Annotated in this window: 18 protein-coding genes; 6 read left to right on the top strand and 12 right to left on the bottom strand. The window is 45.0% G+C overall.

What is annotated here, in order from left to right:
• Window positions 1-36: 36 nt before the first annotated feature.
• Window positions 37-789, bottom strand: coding sequence for an SDR family oxidoreductase (locus ACDQ55_RS14880; protein WP_420982198.1), 753 nt, complete (start codon window positions 787-789; stop codon window positions 37-39).
• An 82-nt stretch (window positions 790-871) separates the two neighbouring features.
• Entirely contained in the window at window positions 872-1,465 is a 594-nt protein-coding gene (locus ACDQ55_RS14875) for a Crp/Fnr family transcriptional regulator (RefSeq protein ID WP_420982197.1), read from the bottom strand.
• Window positions 1,466-1,803: 338 nt separating this feature from the next.
• On the opposite strand from ACDQ55_RS14875, the gene ACDQ55_RS14870 reads away from it, so the two are divergent.
• From ACDQ55_RS14870 to ACDQ55_RS14845, 6 genes are read left to right on the top strand one after another with little or no spacing between them, the layout of a single operon-like run.
• The gene (locus tag ACDQ55_RS14870; RefSeq protein ID WP_420982196.1) at window positions 1,804-2,529 is read left to right on the top strand and encodes an HAD family hydrolase; all 726 of its coding nucleotides are present in this window, start codon (window positions 1,804-1,806) and stop codon (window positions 2,527-2,529) included.
• The gene (locus ACDQ55_RS14865) at window positions 2,501-3,346 is read left to right on the top strand and encodes a phosphoribosyltransferase family protein (protein WP_420982195.1); all 846 of its coding nucleotides are present in this window, start codon (window positions 2,501-2,503) and stop codon (window positions 3,344-3,346) included. The genes ACDQ55_RS14870 and ACDQ55_RS14865 overlap by 29 nt, the downstream gene beginning before the upstream one ends.
• The gene (locus ACDQ55_RS14860; protein ID WP_420982194.1) at window positions 3,336-3,890 is read left to right on the top strand and encodes a TerD family protein; all 555 of its coding nucleotides are present in this window, start codon (window positions 3,336-3,338) and stop codon (window positions 3,888-3,890) included. The genes ACDQ55_RS14865 and ACDQ55_RS14860 overlap by 11 nt, the downstream gene beginning before the upstream one ends.
• Before the next feature lie 34 nt (window positions 3,891-3,924).
• Window positions 3,925-4,539: a TerD family protein gene (locus ACDQ55_RS14855; protein WP_420982193.1), complete on the top strand. Its 615-nt coding sequence runs from the start codon at window positions 3,925-3,927 to the stop codon at window positions 4,537-4,539.
• 22 nt (window positions 4,540-4,561) lie between these two features.
• On the top strand, window positions 4,562-5,662 hold the full coding sequence (locus ACDQ55_RS14850; protein WP_420982192.1) for a toxic anion resistance protein: 1,101 nt from the start codon (window positions 4,562-4,564) through the stop codon (window positions 5,660-5,662).
• 14 nt (window positions 5,663-5,676) lie between these two features.
• Window positions 5,677-6,642: a hypothetical protein gene (locus tag ACDQ55_RS14845; RefSeq protein ID WP_420982191.1), complete on the top strand. Its 966-nt coding sequence runs from the start codon at window positions 5,677-5,679 to the stop codon at window positions 6,640-6,642.
• A gap of 163 nt (window positions 6,643-6,805) precedes the next feature.
• Here the strand turns inward: ACDQ55_RS14845 and ACDQ55_RS14840 are convergent, their stop codons facing one another.
• The 10 genes from ACDQ55_RS14840 to ACDQ55_RS14795 form a co-directional block, all read right to left on the bottom strand.
• Window positions 6,806-7,627 (bottom strand): DUF475 domain-containing protein, encoded by an 822-nt coding sequence (locus ACDQ55_RS14840; protein WP_420982190.1) that lies wholly within the window; start codon window positions 7,625-7,627, stop codon window positions 6,806-6,808.
• A gap of 199 nt (window positions 7,628-7,826) precedes the next feature.
• Window positions 7,827-8,402, bottom strand: coding sequence for a TerD family protein (locus ACDQ55_RS14835; protein ID WP_420982189.1), 576 nt, complete (start codon window positions 8,400-8,402; stop codon window positions 7,827-7,829).
• Between the two features lie 413 nt (window positions 8,403-8,815).
• Window positions 8,816-9,541 (bottom strand): basic secretory protein-like protein, encoded by a 726-nt coding sequence (locus ACDQ55_RS14830; protein WP_420982188.1) that lies wholly within the window; start codon window positions 9,539-9,541, stop codon window positions 8,816-8,818.
• A gap of 188 nt (window positions 9,542-9,729) precedes the next feature.
• Window positions 9,730-10,692 (bottom strand): D-2-hydroxyacid dehydrogenase family protein, encoded by a 963-nt coding sequence (locus ACDQ55_RS14825; RefSeq protein WP_420982187.1) that lies wholly within the window; start codon window positions 10,690-10,692, stop codon window positions 9,730-9,732.
• Window positions 10,693-10,826: 134 nt separating this feature from the next.
• A complete protein-coding gene (locus ACDQ55_RS14820) occupies window positions 10,827-14,105 on the bottom strand; it encodes a carboxypeptidase regulatory-like domain-containing protein (RefSeq protein ID WP_420982186.1) in 3,279 nt (1,092 codons plus the stop codon).
• A gap of 10 nt (window positions 14,106-14,115) precedes the next feature.
• A complete protein-coding gene (locus ACDQ55_RS14815) occupies window positions 14,116-15,114 on the bottom strand; it encodes a fasciclin domain-containing protein (protein WP_420982185.1) in 999 nt (332 codons plus the stop codon).
• Window positions 15,115-15,132: 18 nt separating this feature from the next.
• Window positions 15,133-16,335, bottom strand: coding sequence for a fasciclin domain-containing protein (locus ACDQ55_RS14810; protein WP_420982184.1), 1,203 nt, complete (start codon window positions 16,333-16,335; stop codon window positions 15,133-15,135).
• 24 nt (window positions 16,336-16,359) lie between these two features.
• On the bottom strand, window positions 16,360-17,490 hold the full coding sequence (locus ACDQ55_RS14805; protein WP_420982183.1) for a fasciclin domain-containing protein: 1,131 nt from the start codon (window positions 17,488-17,490) through the stop codon (window positions 16,360-16,362).
• Window positions 17,491-17,512: 22 nt separating this feature from the next.
• Entirely contained in the window at window positions 17,513-18,820 is a 1,308-nt protein-coding gene (locus ACDQ55_RS14800; RefSeq protein WP_420982182.1) for a hypothetical protein, read from the bottom strand.
• Window positions 18,821-18,846: 26 nt separating this feature from the next.
• Window positions 18,847-20,526, bottom strand: coding sequence for a hypothetical protein (locus ACDQ55_RS14795; protein WP_420982181.1), 1,680 nt, complete (start codon window positions 20,524-20,526; stop codon window positions 18,847-18,849).

Genomic DNA, 20,526 nt, shown 5'->3' with positions numbered 1-20,526 from the left:
CGCTTGTTGTATTAACCAATAAGCCTGGTAATGCGCTTAAAGTGAGCGTATACCGCCGTCGAGTAACAATTCGGCTCCAGCCATAAAAGCGCTGTCGGCGCTGGCCAGGAAAAGGGAAGCCGCCGCCATTTCTTCCGGTGTGCCAATTCTTTTCACAGGTGCAAAGGCTGCCATACCAGCTTTAACCGCGGCCGCTTCTTCCGGTGTATTGGTAACGGAGTCAAACACAGGGGTATCTGCCGGACCAGGGGTCAGTACATTTACGCGAATGGAACGGTCGAGCAACTCCGCGGAAAAACTGCGGGCCAGTGATCTTACTGCCGCCTTAGAAGCGGCATAAGCCGCATGTTGAGGCACGCCTTTTTCTGCTACTACAGAAGAAGTGAGGATCACCGATGCGCCATTATTCATATGAGGCAAGGCTTTTTGAACGGTGAAGAAAGTACCTTTGAAATTAATGTCCGATATCTTATCAAACATTTCTTCCGTAAAATCGGCTAATGGCGCCAGGGCATATATGGCTGCATTGGCTACCAATACATCTATTTTTCCCAGTTGGGCCTCCACTTGCTGGAATATTGCTGCCAGGTTGGCCAGGTTGCTCACGTCTCCGGTGATACTAATAGCCTGGTTACCAATGCTGTCTACTGCTTTTTTCAAATTGTCTTTGTTCCTGCCGGTAATAGCCACCTTGGCGCCTTCAGCAGCAAACAGTTTAGCCGTAGCCAAACCAATCCCACTGCTACCGCCGGTGATAACGGCTACCTTATTCTTTAATTTGTCGGACATGATATATTATTTAGTCCCACAAAGTTGTGCAGTACCTAAATCAATAAAAATGAACCAGTTCAAAAAATAATGTTGAAGTAGTTCAACTTTTCTTCTTCAATTTATGGTGGCGGATCTTGGAAAGGAATTCGGTTGTCATTCCCAGATAGGAAGCCAATACGTATTGTGGCATACGCTGTACCAGGAGCGGATATTTTTCCAGAAAATCAAGGTAACGCTCCTCTGCAGATTGCGTAAGCCCTGCTATAATCCGGCGTTGCAGGAAAGCGGCCCAACGTTCTGCCTTAATGCGGAAAAAAGTTTCAACCAGGCGGGAAGAGTTTTTTAAGCTTTGTTCCTCTTCATAACCAAGTTCCAGAATAATACTGTCTTCCAACGCTACAACAAACATCGTAGCCGGCGCTTGAAAAACATAGCTATTATAATCGGTGATCCACCAATCATCTATAGCCAGCTGAATGGTGCGGTCTTCTCCTTTCTCGTCGACCACATAAGCACGGAAGGCTCCTTTCACCACCAGATGGCGGCTACGGGCTACAAATCCCGGCTGCACAATCAATTGACGTTTCTTCACCCGCTTCTCCCTGAAGGAAGCAAACATCATTTCCGCTTCTGCTACTGTTAGCAATGGCATTCTCTTTCGCACGTGCGTCAGGAAAAAATCGAATGTGTTCATGACAAATGGAAGATTCATGGAATACTTTGGACCCCGCAATTTAAATAATCATCTCCGGCAGGAAAAATCCATCTTCAACCCTTGTATATAAATTTTAATTACTATATATAATTAACCAACTTCATTTTTAAACCTTTACATCCTGTATTTTTCATTACATTACGTATAGTTATCACAGTGGTCAAGTGAACGGAGATACGATTTCCTACCTTCCTTATTATCAATATCTTATTTCATAAAAAATAGCGGTTTTTAAATCGAAGAAAAGCTTATATTACGTGCACGCCCGATGCCATGTGCCCAAAATACCCGACACAAAATATACTAAGCCACTGTTCATGAACATATACCAACATTATTCATTTGATCTTTGGTTAACACTGATAAAATCGAATCCTTTGTTTAAACAGGAAAGAACCCGGTTTTTCTTTGAACATTTTAACCATCGCGATAAAACAATAGCAGAAGTAGGAACGATCTTCCGGCAGGTAGATCTGATGTGCAATGCCATCAATGAAAAAACAGGGGGCAATATAGATGCAGAAGAAATGTACCTGATGGTGATCAGTAAAATGAATGACCACCGCTATTCTTTTCATGACCTGGACCTCGCAGAATTGTACCAGGAAATGGAAAAATTGGTATTGCAATACCCTCCGACGCGCTATTGTTCTGCCACCCTACCGGTTTTACAACAACTGAAAGCGACGGCTGGCAGCACTTTCAGCCTGTTAAGCAATACCGCGTTTATTAAAGGCCGTACTTTGAGGCTGGTATTGCAGCAGTTGGAGCTGGCGCCTTTTTTCGACTTCCAGTTATATTCTGACGAAACAGGCATGTCGAAACCCAACGAAAAAATGTTCCGGCTGATGCTGGACACCGCAGCGGCTAACCGCTCCACCTCCATTACAGATCTGAACAAGGTTATCCATATAGGCGATAATATCAGGGCAGACATTGATGGCGCTCATAGGGCCGGCATTCGCACGCTGTTAATCAACTCCAATCATACGTGTATCTCAAGTTTACTAACTGATGACAACGACCACCTATTCATTGTATAAAATCACGGACAGCCGCCACATCGGATTTAGCCCGGATGCATACAGCCGCTTTAAATTCGGAGATGAAGCAGTGGCCGAGCAATTCGGCATTCACCTGGCGGAAGGATTTATTGCCCACCATTTGCGCCATCATCCTATAGTACAAATGGTAGTGGTATCCAGCCCCTACTCCTTTATCCCTACCGCTACCTTTGCCATGAAAAACCATTTCGTTTTCCACCTGAACAGGTGGTTGGCTGCCAACGGACATCCCGTGTTACAAGAAACCAAAGTACACCGGACCATCAGCTACAAGGAAGATTACGGGCAACTGGATGCCGCCCAGCGGTTGCAACTCATTGGGAATGATCGCTTCCATATCGACAAAGCTTTCCTGGAAGGAAAAAAGGTTTTATTCCTGGACGATATCCGCATCACCGGCGCCCATGAAAGAATGATCCTGAAAATGACGGCAGATTACCAGCTCTCCAATGAACTGTTCCTGCTCTATTTTGCAGAACTCAAAAATCCCGACATCCACCCCAACATTGAAAATTATTTGAATTATTATGCAGTAAAATCTATTTTCGACCTGTCGCCCATTATTCAGGGAGAACACTTTTTTATCAATACCCGGATCGTAAAATATATACTTAATTACGACTTTGAGACATTTTGCATTTTCTTGCAGAACCAGACCGATAAATTTGTGAACCTACTGTATAATATGGCATTAGGCAATGGCTATCATACTATTGAGGCCTACCAGCGGAACATGGATTTTATTTATCAACACTTATTTAACAGAAAACATAAAAGCATAGAACATGGCAATTAATTTGCAAAAAGGACAGCGGCAGGCGATTAATGCGCCTAAATTCACCATTGGATTGGGTTGGGATGCCAATAGTTCTTCTACCGGCAGCAGCTTCGACCTGGACGCTTCTATTTTCATTCTGGGAGAGAATAAGAAGATACTATCTGATCACCATTTCGTTTTTTATAATAACCTGCTTTCTCCGGATGGTAGCGTAGAACATACGGGCGACAACCTCACCGGCGACGGCGGCGGCGATGATGAACAAATTAAAATAGACCTTTCCAAAATAGACGGCCAAGCCACCGAGATCTGTGTAGTAGTAACCATACACGAAGCCGATAGCAGACGCCAAAACTTTGGCCAGGTAAGGAATTCATATGTGCGCGTATTCGATTCCACTACTAACGAAGTATTGCTGAAATATGAACTGGAAGAAGACTTTTCCATAGAAACTGCCGTTGAATTTGGCCGGATCTATAAACGCAACGACGAATGGAAGTTCGAAGCTGTAGGCGCAGGCATGAAAGGCGGCTTACAGGATTATCTCAATAAATACAATTAATCTACCTCCATCTTACTAAAATAACCCATTAACAATGGCTATCAATCTTCAAAAAGGACAACGCATCAACCTGGAAAAAAGCAATGGCGCCAAACTGCAGCACGTATGCGTAGGCATCAATTGGGGCGCAATTGAAAAGAAAGGATTATTCGGATTAACCAGATCAAAAGAAGCCGTAGACCTGGATGGCAGCTGCGCCTTGTTCAATGAACAAAAGCAGCTGCTGGAAGTGGTGTATTTCGGCAACCTGAGATCCAAAGATAACGCAATACAACACAGTGGCGACGACCTTACCGGTGATATGGGCGGCGACGACGGATTGGATAACGAAGTGATTACTCTGGATTTTTCACGCCTCAACACCAATACCAACTACGTGGCCTTTGTGCTCAATAGCTTCCGTGGACACGATTTTGGCACTATTCCTTACGCGTCTATCCGCATCTATGAGGGTACCCCTTCCCGTGTTACCGAAGTATTTGCTAAATATGACATCGCCAGCGGCGCTGGTTTTGCAGGTCATATATCTATGGTGATGGGCGTTTTTTATAAAAAGAATGGCGAATGGAAATTCAACGCTATTGGCGAACCTACCAAAGACAAAAAACTCCAGGAAACCGTTAATACCGTTGCACAACTCTATTTATAGTAGCTATTTAATCTGATATCTCATGGATACAAATATAAACAATACAGCACAGGCCCTCACTCCGGTGCGGTTAGATAAGGAAGGAAATGTAAACCTGACCTCCCTAACGCCTGACGAAAACCAGAAATATATTGCCATTAATAAGGCCATCGATACCCGGGATGTTAACTCCATCCTTAACTACGGCACCGAAGTACAGCATTCCATGGAACGTTACAGCAACGAATTCCTTACTTCTGTACGTACCCACAACTCCGGAGAAGTGGGCGGACTGATCAACGACCTGCTTGCAGAACTGAATTACATTGATGTAGATGAGCTGAACCAAGGCGGCTTTAAACAGCTTTTATCCAAAGTACCTTTCCTGAAAAAAATCGTTTTTGATGCCCAAAAACTTTTTCAGAAATACGATACTGTGATCAATAACATTGATAAAATCACCAATAAAATAAAGGCCGGCCGCATCAACTCCCTGAAAGATAATAGCTCCCTGCAAACCATGTTCGACAACAATGTGTCTTACATCAAGCAAATGGAGGACCTCATTATTTCAGGCCAGCTGAAATACAATGAGCTCTCAGAACAATTGGCCCAGATGGAACTGAACGCCGCCAATTACAACGACTATGAAATTGCCGACCTCCGCGACTTTGTTAACCGCCTGGACAAACGCCTGGCAGACATGAAGATCGTAAGGTTTATCATGCTGCAGTCGCTGGCACAGATCAGATTGGTGCAAAACAACAATACTTCTATTGCAGAAAAAGCCCAGTCGATTATTACCACTACCATCCCGGTATGGAAAAATCAGCTGACTATCGCCGTAGCATTACAAAGGCAGAAGGCAAATGTAGATATGCAACGGAAAATTTCCGACACTACCAACACCATCCTGCAAAAAAATGCCGACCTGCTGAAACAGAACAGTATTGAGGTAGCTAAAGAAAATGAAAAAACAGTGGTATCTATCGAAACCCTGAAAAGGACAACTCAGTCATTGATCGAAACCCTGCACGAGGTGAAGAAAATCCATGACCAGGGAACCGAAAACCGCAAAGTGTTAAATGGTGAACTACAAAACCTGGAAACAGAATTGAAGAAGAATGTAACCAATGTTGGATAATTGTGTTTTAATTGATGGAAGAGCACCTGGCAAGCATATTAAAGGATTCCAATAAAATCATCAGCAAACTACAGTTGCTGTCGGTATTTTTTGAAGAAGAGGTGATCTATAAGATATATCTCCGCACCCAGGTGGTTCATAAATTATTTGAAACCAATACAGAAGAACTGGATCTAAACAAACTGGAATTATTTCACTTACAATATACGGCTACGGTAATTGACCTGCTGAAAAAAATAAAGACCAGTAATGAGAAAAATGTGAGTCTTTTATTTGACGAAATTCAATTGAATAAAGAATTGATCGAAAAAATAAATGACTCCGTCTTCTCAGAAAAAAATTTCAACCTGGATAAACAACGGCAAGCGCTCAAGATCAATCTGTCTTTGAGAAAGCTTTACCAGGTGCTATCAGATGATACGGATGAATATCCGCTATCCAAAAATATCAATGCTTTCAGTGCAAGGTTTGCGCAAGATTTTTTTTATGATATTCCTCCAGATACCATTCAGGCGCTGATCTCCTTCCAACCGGAAGAAGTATACCGGAACAGCCATGCTACCATTCAAAAAAAGTTGCTGGGGTTACTATGTAAAATAGATTTCAGAAGCGATTTTTTTTGCGGATTAAAAGCGGGTAATGCGATCATAGAAGTATATCAGTTAACAAACCTTGACCGGCATTTTTTATATTTCCCGGCAAAAAACCTGTTCCTTTTCTGCGATATGTCACAGATCCCGGGAGTAGACTGGTCTAACACCATTTCCAAAAAAGCCAGGATTGCACAGGAACTATCAGATAAAAATGATCAGCTGGAAAACCAGGCAAAAGCCACCAAATCGGCCCTGCCGACTAATGTAAAACCGCTTCTGCAGGAGTATTATGAAAAAATATCAGATGTAAACTTTCTACATAATATTGGTAATTATGACGTGCAGACCAATATCCTGAAAACTATGCTGAACACTAATATCATCTAACTAAAAAGAAAGGTACACCAATATAGCATACACAAAACTACCTTTCATACACCTGAATAAAAAGAAATAAAGCGCCTGTGAAGCGCTTAAATAAAATCCCGATAATAAAAATAGGATGTATCAAAAATCTGATACATCCTATTTTTATTATATTTATCACGGCTTACTTTTCCAGTTCTGCCGCTGTAGCTTTCTTATCTGTTGCTTTTACCCCGGAAGATTTTTTAGGAAAATTGAATAACGCAGAAGTAATGATGGGCACAATAAAGATGGCCACAGTGAGGATAGAAGTCAATATATCTGCCAATGAGCTTTCCAGGAACTGCGTAAGTGGGGATTCCGGGAAGAAATGCTCGAAAATAGACAAACTCAGTTTAAGCCCCAGCACACCGATTACCACAAAGGCAGCGCCTTCCAGGAAAGAGAATTTCGTCATGAGTTTCACAAAGGTTTGGGCTACAAAGCGCATCGCGAGGATACCAATGAATACACCCAAACATACCAGCACGATATTATCTGTAAAAGCTACGGCAGCAAAAATATTATCGATGGAAAAGGCCATATCCATTAGCTCCACCAACGCCACAGTAGCCCAAAAGGGACCAATAGCGCCTACTGTAGCTCTATATAGCCAATTCTTCCCCTTATCTATACTTTCTTCTTGTAACTCTTCTTCTCCCCCGCTGAGTTTTTCCTTCCACCAATTAAAGGTCAGGTACAGCAGGTATAAGCCTCCCAAAGGCTTCAGCCACCAGATCTTGATCAGGAAGGCAGCGAAGAGCATGGCCAATCCGCGGAACAAATAGGCGCCCACGATACCATATTTCAGCGCACGGTCTCTTTTATGCTCTGGCAGGTCCATTACCATAGTAGCCAATACAGCAGCATTATCTACCGACAGCAGGCTTTCGATGATCACCAGGTTCCCGACCACAATCAGAGAAGGTAAAGGGTTATCAATAATTTGTTGGATTAGTTCATTCATCTTACACTCAAATTTTATAGGTTATAATTACTATCGTAAAATTGGCAGGTTGGTTGCCCCTCTGCTCAGGAGTAGGTTGTCTTTTAATTCGTTTATAAAGCTATCGACTGCGTTCCCTTTATCATTCTTATCCAGGTTTACTATCAGACCTTTTGCTAAGTTAATCGCCATAGGTGAGGAATCAAAGAGATGAAAGCAATTATTTAATGATCTGTCCTTTGAAATATTTAGAAAGGAAAAATGCCAGGTCTTCTTTGTATCCAACACCAGCGGCTTCAAAACGCCATTTGCCCTCTTTCAGGTACAAGCGGCCAAACTCCACGCCAGTTTCAATGGAAAAGTCTTCATCCAATTCATACTTAGCTACTTCGCTGCTGGTAGCATCATCCACAATACGAATATATGAATTTCGCACCTGACCGAAGTTTTGCCTTCTGGCGGAAGCATCATGTATGGTAGCTACAAAAAGGATCTGTTTTACCCGGGAATCCACTTTCGACAGATCCACCTGTATCACTTCATCATCCCCTTCCAGGCTATTACCTCCGGTAGGATCATCGCCAGTATGATGCAGCGCACCATCTGGAGAATCTGTATTGCCGTAGAAAACAAAGAATTCTTCCTGAACAATCAATTTATTGTCGTCTATCATAAATGCAGAAGCATCAAGATCGAAGGCATAACCGGTACCTTCGTTCGGATTCCATCCCAATCCAACACTCAGCTTTGTAAAACCAATATCTATACGTTGTCCTTTTTGTAAGTTAATCGCCATTTTCCAAGAATTTTATATATAAGTTGACTAAAGCATAGTTGTACTGCCTTATTGCGAGATCGCTATACCGTAACACCGGCCATAAACAGGGAGCTGGTTGGGCATACCTCTTTAAAATGATGGCAACAGATTTACTAAATCACCTGGAACATAGCCGGATCAGTAAGTTTAAATAATATAGCTATTTTTTTGATACCGGATCATTGCTATGGGTATTATGCAAACATTTTAAAAGCATATTCACATATAATAAATAATAATATATACTAAAAATTGCAAGATAAGGAGAAATTTAAACAGGCTGGGGGGAAATCTTTATTACCGGAGAAAAGAGGGTATTGGAAGGAGAGAGCAGCTAATAGCTGTTGGCTATTAGCTGCTGGCGAAGAAGTGAAACCTCCTCTCTTGTACTGTTATTTTTTTACCGTGAATACGGGATCAGCAGTGTAAGCTGCCCAGAGTTCATCCAGGGTTTTACCGGTTTGCTGTTGCCAGATAGCCGCAGTATAAGTATGGGCGCGCAGGCTTTCATCCAGCGTTTTTACGATACCAGCTTTACGGTTGGCTTCCAGCCAGGCCAGGAAACGGGCCGTAATGCGGTAGCTGTTTGTATAGTGTTGATCAGCATTGTAATCCGGCAGGCTCCAACGAGCGCCAGGATTGTCTACGCCAAACTGGTAGCGCACATAATCGGCAATTCCTTCCGTTAACCATCCTGGGCCAATGCTGCGACGGTAGTCCTGCACAATATGCATTACTTCATGCGTCACTACATCTATATCGGTAGGCGTTCTCAGCATCCACTTCGGATTATATCTTACCACGCCGTTGGTAGTAGCCGCCACACCGTCATAGGCTGGGTCTACATCAAATACCACTTTTTTCAGGGTAGCTGGATTGTAGGCTTTAGCCAGTTCAGGGTATACCTGGAAAAAGGTTTCAATCATCCTTTGCTTTACCGCAGCACCGGCTTGGGCAAAGTCGGCGTCCTGGTTAACAAAGATCAGCGTATATCCGTCGCGGGTAATGGAATCGCGGCTGATAACGGTTTGCTCCTTTGGAGGATGCACCGGGCCGGCATGGGTCTTACTGATGCCTGCAGCCAGGCAAAACAGCGATACAGTGATAAAAGGCTTCATGTTGATAATTGTTTTTTAATAACATCATATAACCGGCGTACCGGCTCCGGCCCCTTAATGGGCCAGGCTTAAATATACAAGCCTCCACCCCTAATAAACAAAGGAGGACGGCAAGATATGACACAACCGTGAAAAATCGATTTAGCAAAATAATCCGTTTATATAAGTAAAAAACGGTATACATCACACTATAACACCTCAGGGTTTGCAATATTTACAGGCTTACCAGCTATAAAATGCAAGATATTTTCAAACGCCGAGCGGAAATACAGTTCATAACTGTTTTCTTCTACATACCCTAAATGCGGCGTACACACAACATTAGGCAGCTGCAACAATGGGTACATCGGATCGTATATAGGCTCCTGTTCATATACATCCAAACCGGCAAAACCAGGCCGGCCTTGCTGCAATGCTTCCAACAAAGCGCCTTCTTCTACCAAGCCGGCCCGCGACGTATTAATAAATACTGCTGTAGGCTTCATTTTCAACAAATCCTGTTCTTGCACAATTCCACGGGTAGTTGCTGTTAAACGCAGGTGCAGGGACACTACATCCGACTCGCGGAAAAAATACGCCTTGTCGGACGCAGCACTGTAACCATCTGCCACCGCTTCATTCCTTGAGGCTTCGCTTCCCCATACCAATACCTTGGCCCCAAAGGCCCTTGCATACCCTGCTACCAATTTACCAATCCTGCCATATCCCCAGATGCCCACCGTTTTACTATGCACGGATGTACCTATATTTATTTGCCATTCGCCCGCTTTCATGGCTGCAATGGCTGCCGGTAATTTCCGTAATGTATTCATGATAAGCACCCACGTGAGCTCGGCCGGAGCAAAAGAAGACCCTGTGCCTTCCGCTACAGCAACTTTATGCTGTGTGCAGGCCGCCAGGTCCAAATGGCCGGATACCTTCCCAGTCTGACTTATCAGCTTCAATGCGGGCAATTTATCCAGTAAATCCAATGTGATTGGCGTTCTTTCACGGATCAATACAATAATGGAAATGTCTTGTAAAGTAGCCGCCAGTGCCGAAATATCTCTGACAGATTTGTCCAGGATCAACACCTCATGTCCTTCCAGTAGCTTAAAACAGGAAAGCGCCCGCACCGCGTGCTGATAATCATCTAATATGGCTATTTTCATGGGATGTGGTTACTGTTTACTACAAGTTAAACAATATGCGGGAAAAAGCTTTATGCCCATCAGGCACCCAAATAAAAAAGGGGCTGACCATGATTTATGGTCAGCCCCTCGTATACTCGGTTTAAGCGAATATACTAGAAAGAATAACGAAGCCCTATCTGCCCCTGGGCACGGGAATTGAAATAGTCGATGGACCAGGCATTTCCGGGTTGCAGGAAGGTATACACCGGATAATTCCCAACATTTTGTTTAGTGGGGAACAATACTGGTGTAAGTCCCACACTAGCAGTGGAATTAAACGTATTAGGCGAAAAATAAACGCGGCCCCAGTTACTGCTGAGCAGATTGGTGAGGTTCATGATATCGATGGTTAGCGTTATAAAACGGCTGCTCTTATTGAAATGGAACTCCTGCGACAAATGAAGGTCGGCGGTAGTATTCCATGGAGTACGTCCGGCATTGCGTTCTGTAAATTTACCCCGGCGGGAACTCAGATAGGCATTACTGTTCACATAGGCATTAAAAGCAGCTGCCTGGCTGGTAGCTGTCACCAACTGACCTGCTGCATCGGTATAATCCTGGAAGAAACGCGCTGCCTCTGCCTCAGTGGGAATGTACACTTCACTTACTTGCTGTGGCAAACCCTGTACACTATTGTTTACAATACCATAGGTAAAAGGACTCCCCGACTGCGCGCTAACCAATAAACCAATATGACTAACCCAATGCTCATCCCAGGCCTTTTGATAGCTAACGTTCACCAATATACGGTGACGGATATCGAAATTAGACCAACTTAAGCCGGCACTATTCGGGTTCAGCGCCTGGTTCAGCTGCCAATTGCTTTCCATAGAGTTACGGATACCATTAAATGCATCTTTAGACATTCCGTAAGTATAGGCCATGGAAGCATTCCAACCAACGTTAAAATGCTTGCTGGCTGTAGCGGTTAGCGAGTATCGGTAACCCAGGCCCGTATTGCTCAACTCGTAGGCATTGGAAAAACGGGCATCTACAGATCCGTTATACACCGGGAATTGATGCGCCGGATCGAAACCGTAATAACGCGGATCGTCTTTCATATTTACCTGCTGGAAATAAACATCCTTTACTGTTTTCGTGTAAATACCTTCTATGCCCAACTTATAGCCGCTGTTGGCGGTATAATCCAGGGCAATACTAGTGCGAAGCACTTGCGGCATCACAAAATTATTATCTACTACGTCTACCTGTGTTTGCCCGGCGTTAGGGTTATTGGTTACCACGCCGTTTTTCCCTATAAAGTCAGCAATGCCGTTAGGCCCCGGCTTCAAAGGATCGGTTCCCGGCGCAAATGGTTGCTTATCCGACTTCTGGTCGTAGGAACCATAATGGACGCCAGTATTGTAGAAAGCATATCCTAACCAGGCCAGGGGTATACGGCCGGTGAATAAGCCGGCGCCTCCTCTTAAAATAAGGCGCTGATCGCCTGTAACATCATAGCGGATACCTATCCGTGGCGATACCTGCACCTTGGTGAGGTAACTGTTGTTGATCCGGCTCAACGGCGTATAGGTATAAGTGTTACCAAAGAAATCATCTGTCATAGCCGTTCTTGTTGCATCGCTGACAGGCTGTTTATCAGGTACAAAAGCGTAATCCGCCCGGATGCCTGGAGTGATCTGCACACGGTCCGACAAGCGGATTTCATCCTGCATATATGCTCCCAGCATATTTACATGAAAACGGGCTTCGGGATGCGACAAAATATAATCCCTGGTATTATCCTGATAGTTATAGCTACCTCTTATCCGGTAAGGATGGTTATCCAAATAATCCTGTATGCTTAAATAATCTACCCTTCCATTCCAAGAGTTTACAAAACCATAGTTGATATTATACAACTCATTATGCGTACCCAATAAAAGTGTATGCTTGCCCGTATGCCAGGTAAAATTGTCGGTGATCTCCCAGGTTTTTTGTTGCATGTTGAAGATAGATGCCTCCCGGTCTGTTCCCAGGTAAATGGTAGTACCGGGTGTACGGCCCATGATCTGCACTTGTGGCAGCGAAGGATCAGATAACGGATTACGGCTGTCCTGCATAGACGTATACCCCACGATCAGGCTATTGGAAAGGCCGTTACCAAAACGCGACTTCAATTCAGCCACTGTAGAAGACTGGTTATTCACCTGCTGATAAGCCATAGCACTAAAACGGAAGTCCATTTGGTCGCGGTCCATATTTACAGCGCGGGAGCGGATCGTATTATTACGGATAGAAAGCTGATGTTGCTCATTGATATTCCAATCCAGGCGGTTGAAATATTTTTCGGAGTGGGAATAGCTGTTGTAAGCCCCTGCCGTTCCCGGATCAAACGCCTGACCGTAGCGGCTCAGCGTGGCCTGGCGGATATCTTCCGCATCTTTCTGGCTGAAGATCTGCGCGGTTTCCGGCTGCCCTGCCATCAGTTGAGCCGGGTCTTGCCTGCGGGTCACTTCTTCATTCGTAAAAAAGAACAGTTTATTTTTAATGATAGGTAACCCTACCCGGAAACCGGTTTGGTAATCATAAAAATCGCTGCTCATTTTTCCCAGGCTACCTGTTTTGTCTTTCCCGGTAATGGCTCCATTACGTCCAAATGCATACACGGCCCCTGTTACGGTGTTGGTACCGCTGCGGGTAACCGCGTTGATACTGCCGCCTGTAAAGTTACCGATCTTCACGTCGTAGGGCGCCAGGTATACCTGCATGTCTTCAATGGCATCCAGCGAAATAGCATTGGTACGCGTACTGGAGCCCGGGGTACCGGAAGTACCGGTAATACCGCCTGCAGAAGGGCTAAAACCGATCGCATCGTTATTGATGGCGCCATCAACGGTAATATTATTATACCGGAAATTCGTTCCTGCGAACGAGTTATCTTTCGATGACTGCGGCACCAGGCGGGTTACATCCTGTAAACTGCGGGAGATCATCGGCAGGTTGCTCAACTGGGTCCGGGTAATATTTTGCCCTGCGCCATAAGTATTAGCAGCGGGCTTCCGGTCCGACTTCACCTCCACCCCGGATAATTGTGTAAAAGCATCCCTCATCACAAAATTCAGCTGCTGTGGCTCCCCTAACCGCACTGTAACCTGGTTCATGCCTGTAGCCTGTTTCCCCATCATGGTAACGGCTATACGATAAGGACCGCCTATACGCAGTCCGGGAAGATAAAAGTGTCCGGTATTATCTGCACTGGTATGATAAGTGGTACCGGAAGGTTCATGCACAGCGGTGATCACCGCTCCGGGCAATGCCTGCCCCGTACTGTCAGCTACTTTACCTATCAGGCTTCCGTCTGTTTGCTGTGCATAAACGGTAACCATGTTGCCAACCGTTAGTGCCAATAACAGCAACAATAGCCTGGTCATTTTATTTAAAAGAAACATACTCATTCATTTATTGCGTTAATACCTGCGATATATTGTGCACAACACCGTTACCGGCCAGCACATTGCTCTTAGACAGTGTAGCTTTGGCTGTGAGTCCCGACTGCTGGATATTGATGCCGGAAAAACGCCCCGGCTGCGTACTGTTAGGAATAAGGGTAACAATGGTAGCAGTACCCCCCAGCATTTGTTGCGTATAGGTGTTAGCGTTAACATCTGCTTTCAGGATATAATCATATACAAAGTTCATTTCTGCCGCTATATGGCCTTTCACCAACTTTTCCAGCTTGGTGGGGTCCATCTTATAAACACTGTCTACCGACGCAATTCCTATCGCATTAAAAGCAGCATTTACAGGCGCAAAAACCGTATAAGGCCCGGCAGTCTGTAAAGTAGCCGCCACTCCGCTTCTGATAATAGCCGCGTTAAAAAAAGATAGATCAGGATCACCGGAAACTGCTTCCTGTACATCGGTATAGGCAGAAGGCACCAACACGGCATCTATTACATTGATCAACCCGTTGGAGGCAGCTCTATCCCGTGTGCTTACCCTGGCGCCATTTACTACTACAGCTGTATCCCTTGCATTAGCCCAACGGGTGATAAACAATACCTTACCACCAGCCGAATAAAAAGGCTTATTAAATGCCATCGGCAACGAATCTAACCGTATCTGCCCATGAAGCACATGGTAAGGCACCAACGCATTCATAACACTGCCGGCTGTGATAATGGCGCCGCCGGTGGCATATCCCGCTGTCTTAAATGCATCGTTTGAGGGACCTAATACGGTATAGGACCCAGTTCGAGCAAGCGTGTCGCTATATGCTGTAACTCCCAGCGCGTAGTTAAACAGCGACAAACTGAAATTATTGTTTACTACTGCCGCTATACCATTATGCGCATTGATATCTGCCGGCTTGCTTTCATCTTTTGTACAAGCAGTCAGCAACAGCGCACTTGCTACCCATACACACCATTGAGGGTGACGTAAAAATTTATATTTCATATCGAATAAAATAGTAGGTTAAGGAGTGGTCAACAACAGATTATCTACCCGGTGTACAACGCCATTTAGTGTAGTAATGTCCGACTGCCCTATAATAGTGGCCCCACGCCCCAGTAGGGCGTCTTGCCGGTGTAAAGTAATGGTACTGCCGCTATGTTGAAAAATAATAGCCCCCCCTATGCTACTACCATTATCCCGGGCACTATAGGGAGAGGTAAGCAAGTCGCTGGTATATAAATAACTGCAACCAGTGTTTACACCTCCGAACGCGTACAACAAACGATGGTTCGCCAGCACAGAATCCATGTTAGTAAGTAACTGCGTACCATTTCCGCTACTTGCCAGCACCGATTTCCCTATGTATGCGTTGATATCATCGATAGAATGGAAGCCTGCCTTTCTGAAAGCATCATTTACCGGTACAAATAAAACGGCGAAAGATTGGCTGCCAGGCGTGTAAGTACTCGGCCCCAGCATCAACATGGAAGTATCATTGAATGTAATATTGTATATGTCTCCCAGTATCCCCTTCTGCTTGTACAAATCATTGCTTCTTCTAAGCGCAGCCATATAAAAACTAAAGGCGGTATCGCGGGTCAGCACTTCATACATTTCATCCTGTGGCTTGGTGACCAGGCTATCTATCATAAAAATGGTACCATTAGTAGCAGCAATAGCCTTTGCATTCACTTTTACTACTTTACCATTCAATAACAGGGAATTGCCGGAAAAGCCAACTGTTATACAATAGAAGTAAGGCCAACTTTTGGTATACACCGTTGGCATAGTCCTTCTTAATTGAGGATCGGGATACATCAGCGGGTAAAAGCTTGTTCCATTGGGCATAGTACCCATGTTTACCGGAAAATTACCGGGCAACGCAAGGTATCTTACCAGGCTATCTGCCATAGCAAATGGCATATCTGCCGTATACCCTGCCGCCAGCAGGGCCTTGTCTGTAGGTACAAACAAGGTATAGGGAGCTTGCTTAACGCCACCGCTAATGCTATCCATATAACGTTGTATACCTGAACGGTTAAACGCCGCTTTATAAATAGTGGCTTCCGGAATAGCGTCTAGCAAGGCGGTGAGGCTTTTAGTAGCATCGCCTGTATAGGGAAACGGCTTACCTATTGGCTTCGGCGGTTCTTCGGTTTTAGTACAGGCAACCATTAGTACCAGCAACATCAGGCTGTTTATATAAGCTGATAATTTCATCATTGTAAACGATTTAAATAAAATGGTCTATCGGGCTACCTTAGCGGGCATCACCAAAAGATCAGACAACAAATGCAGTACGCCATTGCTGAGCGTATAATTCACATACGTACCGTTGAATGAATTTAACCCCAGCCCTGCCTGCGCTTCCTGCAGGAAAGGAGTACCCTGCGCCCCATACGCATTATCGGCATAAGGCCCTACAGACACCAATACTTTGGTAGTGGCAGATTGCGCTGTTACCACTCCCATACCAGTACCAAAAGGTTGCTGCCCGATCACGGTTTTATAGGCAGGAGATGGAGAGGGGAAGGCCAGGTAGATCACACCCGTAGGAGGAGGCAGTTGAAGAATATCCAGCAGAAAAACGTGGTTGGGCGTAAGAAAATATCCGCCGAAAACTACCGGATCGTAACGCGCTACATCCATACGATTGATACTATCGAGTGTAATACCATAACGTTCAAAAGTAGAATCCAATGGCGCAAATACCGTAAAGGGCCCATCCCCTTTCAACTTGTCCCAAAGGCCAAATTTTTTAAGTCCGGCTACCAGATGGGATAAATTCCCCCTCGACAGCAAAAAGTCCTGAATTGTATAGGGAAGTACCTTCACGGTATTGGGCATAGGGTAAATCACACCGTTTAGCCTTGTGATCCCATATGTAACAGTAGTACTGCTGAGAGAGGAAGTGCTCTGCACATTTACACCATTCACTACCAGCGCAGTACGGGTATCGGAAGAACGGGAAAGATACAACTCCACCCCGTTGATATTTTTATACCGGTTATCAGACGACAAGGGAATATCGTTCAAGAACAGTCTGCCAGGGAGTATATGCGTCCTTACAAAATAGCGAAGGCTATCTGTGGTCCACTTATCAAAATCGGTGGCCTGGTAAATACTGTCTTTATTCAATGCCGCATTTACAGGGGCAAATATTGTATAAGAGGCTGTTGCTTTATTGAGGCTATCGAGTAACCCCGATTTTTGCAAGGCAGCGGCAAAGAGCGAAAAGTCGAAGTTATTCTTCAGGTAATCGCTGACGGTACCTATCTCCTCTGAAGTTTGCTGTGCTTCAAAGTCCGGCTTCTTGCAAGCAACTGTCAAACACAGGAACCCTGCTGTTATCCAAAAAAGAAATAGCTGTTTATTCATCTGCATGATATTATATTATTGGTCAGTTAGCGGGTGGCGCATACACACGCTGCACACTCATTAGGTATACCTGGTTATTAATAATTTCAATGGAACTGATCGTAGCAAAAGAACGTTGCTGGTAAATGCCTGATGCCGTATATTTAATCAGGTTAGGTATCCAGCAGCTGGCTACATAAGCATTAGATACCTTGGGAGGACTTTGACGGGCTGCAGTACCGGTAGTACCTTTTCCATCGTTGCTGCCATTACTGCAAGCAATAGCGCCAAACGTAGGGTTAGCCCCTGCCATACCGCCCCCCACAGATACAGCACCGGGCACTGGTGCCAAACCAGGTGCCAGCATCGCAAACAATTCCCACTGCCGGCTAAGGATACCGCCACTGGTGTCTTTAGCGGCAAACATAGGAATAGCTACATAAGGCGCTACACCTGCTACATGCGAACGGACAAGGGTACCCAGCCAGATATTATTATAGCTGCCAATAATGTTGGTGCCAATCTTAGCCCCATTTACATAAGGATAAGCGCAATCATCGGTAAACAGGGTATAAAATACATTCAAGGTATCTCCAAAAGCAGTGCATTTATTACTGGCATTATAATATGCCTGTATACCAAGCGCCGCTTTACCAGGATTGGCAGCAGCATATCCTTCTGCACTGAGGTTATAGAAGTTTACATACAGCAGCGAATCTGCAAAAGGCATCTTAGCAAATTGCTCTTGCCGTACATACAATTCCACCGGTATTGGATAGTCTGTGGATACGTTCTTTAATAACACCTGCATGGTATATATTTCCCCAGGTACAAAGTTCAGGATACTGTCTACCAACAGGTTTTTGCGGTCGCGATCTTGCAAACTAAAAAACGGTGTAGCACTAATAGGACGGTTATAGAAAACCACCCGGTGCTTGCCGGAAGGTATCTGCGCCCAGCTAGACAGATTGATACCGTTTACAATTGGCGCCACCAGCACTTTTTCACTGCCTGGATATTCCGTGTTCTTATAGGAAGTATTACCAGCGTTTACCGGATAAGGCGCTGCATAAGCGCTCCGTTTATCCAGAAAATCACCCAGTATTTTACCTCCGGTGATCAGGCCGTCTGCATTGTATTCCGGATCAATTACCATCGCCAAGAAAGGAGGTGGCTGGTCTTTGCTGGTAACGTTTACATCATAGTTAAGGCTATTGAACACACGCAGGTAAGCGGCTCCTTCAATCACATTATAAGCAGTTTTCCGGCAGGCTGTCATCAACAGTTGGCTGCAAAGCAACAGTGGCAGCACCCATATTTTCCAACTGCGCCCCGGAAGATTTATATTCATATGCTTCATTTATTTAGTATTGGCGGTTATTGATTATGCTTGATTACAACCATAGCTGGCTGTTGGTCGTTATTACTACGCCCTATTAACGCTACCGTATATACGCCGGGCTCTGCGCCTGACTTCCCATTCGGAAAAAAGAAGGCAGGCATCCTTATAAAATCTGCAGGCGTGAGCACAGGCACACTCACAAGCCGGTTGCCTGGCAGCACCCCAGGACGGGAACTGTAAGCCTGTATTATATTACCAGTAACAATGCGCAAGTCTATATAAGGATAGGGCACAGCAAGCGCATCAGCGGCCTTGCCCGGTTGCAGGTTTTGCGCTGCTAACGCACTGGAAAACCGGTCTTCGGTAAAGAGGGCGCCATTGCTTCTGGTAAATGTTACATAAGGCAAATCAGGACAGAGATTCAAGAAGCGGGTTTGCACCAGCATACCAAAATTAAGCGGATCATATAAGCCATTGGCGGCATCAGAGCCGTCGTTGCCCGACCACATATTTCGTACGCCGCTCATATTATTCTGCACTACCAGCAGATCTGTAACTGCACTTTTATTGGGATAAGCCCATATGCTGAGATTATCGCCGGCATTTACCTGTATCTCTTTCTCCGCCAGTATTTTGCCGGCAGCATCGGTTACTTTCACATGATGTGCACCCTTTACAAGTGTTACATAGTCGCCAGCCTTTCCATAGTCTGCTGCCTGGGCCGGTAAATTATCGATAACCGTTTGTATACCCTTTTCACTTACGGCATTCACTATCTGTATACGGCCAAAGGTGATGTTTACCGGCGGTTCTATATCGGTTACCCCGGTGGCCGCATTAGGGTACAATTGATATTCTTTGTTCTGGTAACTGCCACTCGTTAAGGCTACCGCTATAGTATACACGCCACCAGGTTGATAAGCGCGTACCGGCGCATAATACACCTGCGAACTATTTAAACCATAGAGGGTATCTGAATCGAGAGAGGTCAATATCGGCGTTTTACCTGGTATCTGCCGGTTACTGCCATCTATCAGTACCTTAAACTGATAAGTACCATACGGCAGCTCTATATAGTCTGACCAGGCATGATTGCCAATACCGGAAGTGGTAGCGCTTACACGGGCGCCATCGGCAAATGCAAGACTTAATTTATTGGTAGCTCCTTCTCCCAGTGCACTAGACAGATTCACCAAACGTATGCGGAAATGACTGGGATCGGCCGGCGCAACGGTGGTACGCGGTACCGGAGTAACGCTGTATATGCCTTTCACATCCTTAGCACTGGTACCCAGGTAATAGTCCCAGGGATGATTATAATCGTCCTGTACCCGGAAAGAATCAGCAATGAAATCGGCCGTAGCATTTTGCGGTTGCCCGATTTTTACATAAGCCTGTCCGCTGGCATCCAGGAACTGCTGTGGCAAAAACCAGGCGCCACTTAACTTTCCGGTATTAGGAAAATAAGGGGTAGGATAAGGAACAGGAGCACCGCCCGCTGGCGTTAGATGCCAATCTGTGAGCTTTATATTATTCACTATCAGGTCTGTACTGCCACTCAACTGTATCAGCCGCACACCGGATTTAGCCATGTTACGGTTATCCGGCTGATGGCCCACACGTGCATCTATTTTATCCTTGCTACAGGCCATGGCCAGCAAACAGGTAAAAGCCAACAGGGTATAGCGAATCACCTTCTTGTTAATGATACTCAT

The organism is Chitinophaga sp. 30R24, from assembly GCF_049056765.1.
Lineage (GTDB): Bacteria > Bacteroidota > Bacteroidia > Chitinophagales > Chitinophagaceae > Chitinophaga.
Note: the sequence above shows the minus strand (reverse complement) of the source record. Positions and strands in the feature narration are given on the sequence as shown.

Coding starts and splice junctions, on each gene's coding strand:
- ACDQ55_RS14850 (WP_420982192.1), top strand. CDS start 4,562: ATGGATACAAATATAAACAATACAGCACAGGCCCTCACTCCGGTGCGG.
- ACDQ55_RS14855 (WP_420982193.1), top strand. CDS start 3,925: ATGGCTATCAATCTTCAAAAAGGACAACGCATCAACCTGGAAAAAAGC.
- ACDQ55_RS14875 (WP_420982197.1), bottom strand. CDS start 1,465: ATGAACACATTCGATTTTTTCCTGACGCACGTGCGAAAGAGAATGCCA.
- ACDQ55_RS14795 (WP_420982181.1), bottom strand. CDS start 20,526: ATGAGTATCATTAACAAGAAGGTGATTCGCTATACCCTGTTGGCTTTT.
- ACDQ55_RS14845 (WP_420982191.1), top strand. CDS start 5,677: ATGGAAGAGCACCTGGCAAGCATATTAAAGGATTCCAATAAAATCATC.
- ACDQ55_RS14800 (WP_420982182.1), bottom strand. CDS start 18,820: ATGAATATAAATCTTCCGGGGCGCAGTTGGAAAATATGGGTGCTGCCA.
- ACDQ55_RS14880 (WP_420982198.1), bottom strand. CDS start 789: ATGTCCGACAAATTAAAGAATAAGGTAGCCGTTATCACCGGCGGTAGC.
- ACDQ55_RS14820 (WP_420982186.1), bottom strand. CDS start 14,105: ATGTTTCTTTTAAATAAAATGACCAGGCTATTGTTGCTGTTATTGGCA.
- ACDQ55_RS14805 (WP_420982183.1), bottom strand. CDS start 17,490: ATGAATAAACAGCTATTTCTTTTTTGGATAACAGCAGGGTTCCTGTGT.
- ACDQ55_RS14870 (WP_420982196.1), top strand. CDS start 1,804: ATGAACATATACCAACATTATTCATTTGATCTTTGGTTAACACTGATA.
- ACDQ55_RS14840 (WP_420982190.1), bottom strand. CDS start 7,627: ATGAATGAACTAATCCAACAAATTATTGATAACCCTTTACCTTCTCTG.
- ACDQ55_RS14860 (WP_420982194.1), top strand. CDS start 3,336: ATGGCAATTAATTTGCAAAAAGGACAGCGGCAGGCGATTAATGCGCCT.
- ACDQ55_RS14835 (WP_420982189.1), bottom strand. CDS start 8,402: ATGGCGATTAACTTACAAAAAGGACAACGTATAGATATTGGTTTTACA.
- ACDQ55_RS14825 (WP_420982187.1), bottom strand. CDS start 10,692: ATGAAAATAGCCATATTAGATGATTATCAGCACGCGGTGCGGGCGCTT.
- ACDQ55_RS14810 (WP_420982184.1), bottom strand. CDS start 16,335: ATGATGAAATTATCAGCTTATATAAACAGCCTGATGTTGCTGGTACTA.
- ACDQ55_RS14815 (WP_420982185.1), bottom strand. CDS start 15,114: ATGAAATATAAATTTTTACGTCACCCTCAATGGTGTGTATGGGTAGCA.
- ACDQ55_RS14830 (WP_420982188.1), bottom strand. CDS start 9,541: ATGAAGCCTTTTATCACTGTATCGCTGTTTTGCCTGGCTGCAGGCATC.
- ACDQ55_RS14865 (WP_420982195.1), top strand. CDS start 2,501: ATGACAACGACCACCTATTCATTGTATAAAATCACGGACAGCCGCCAC.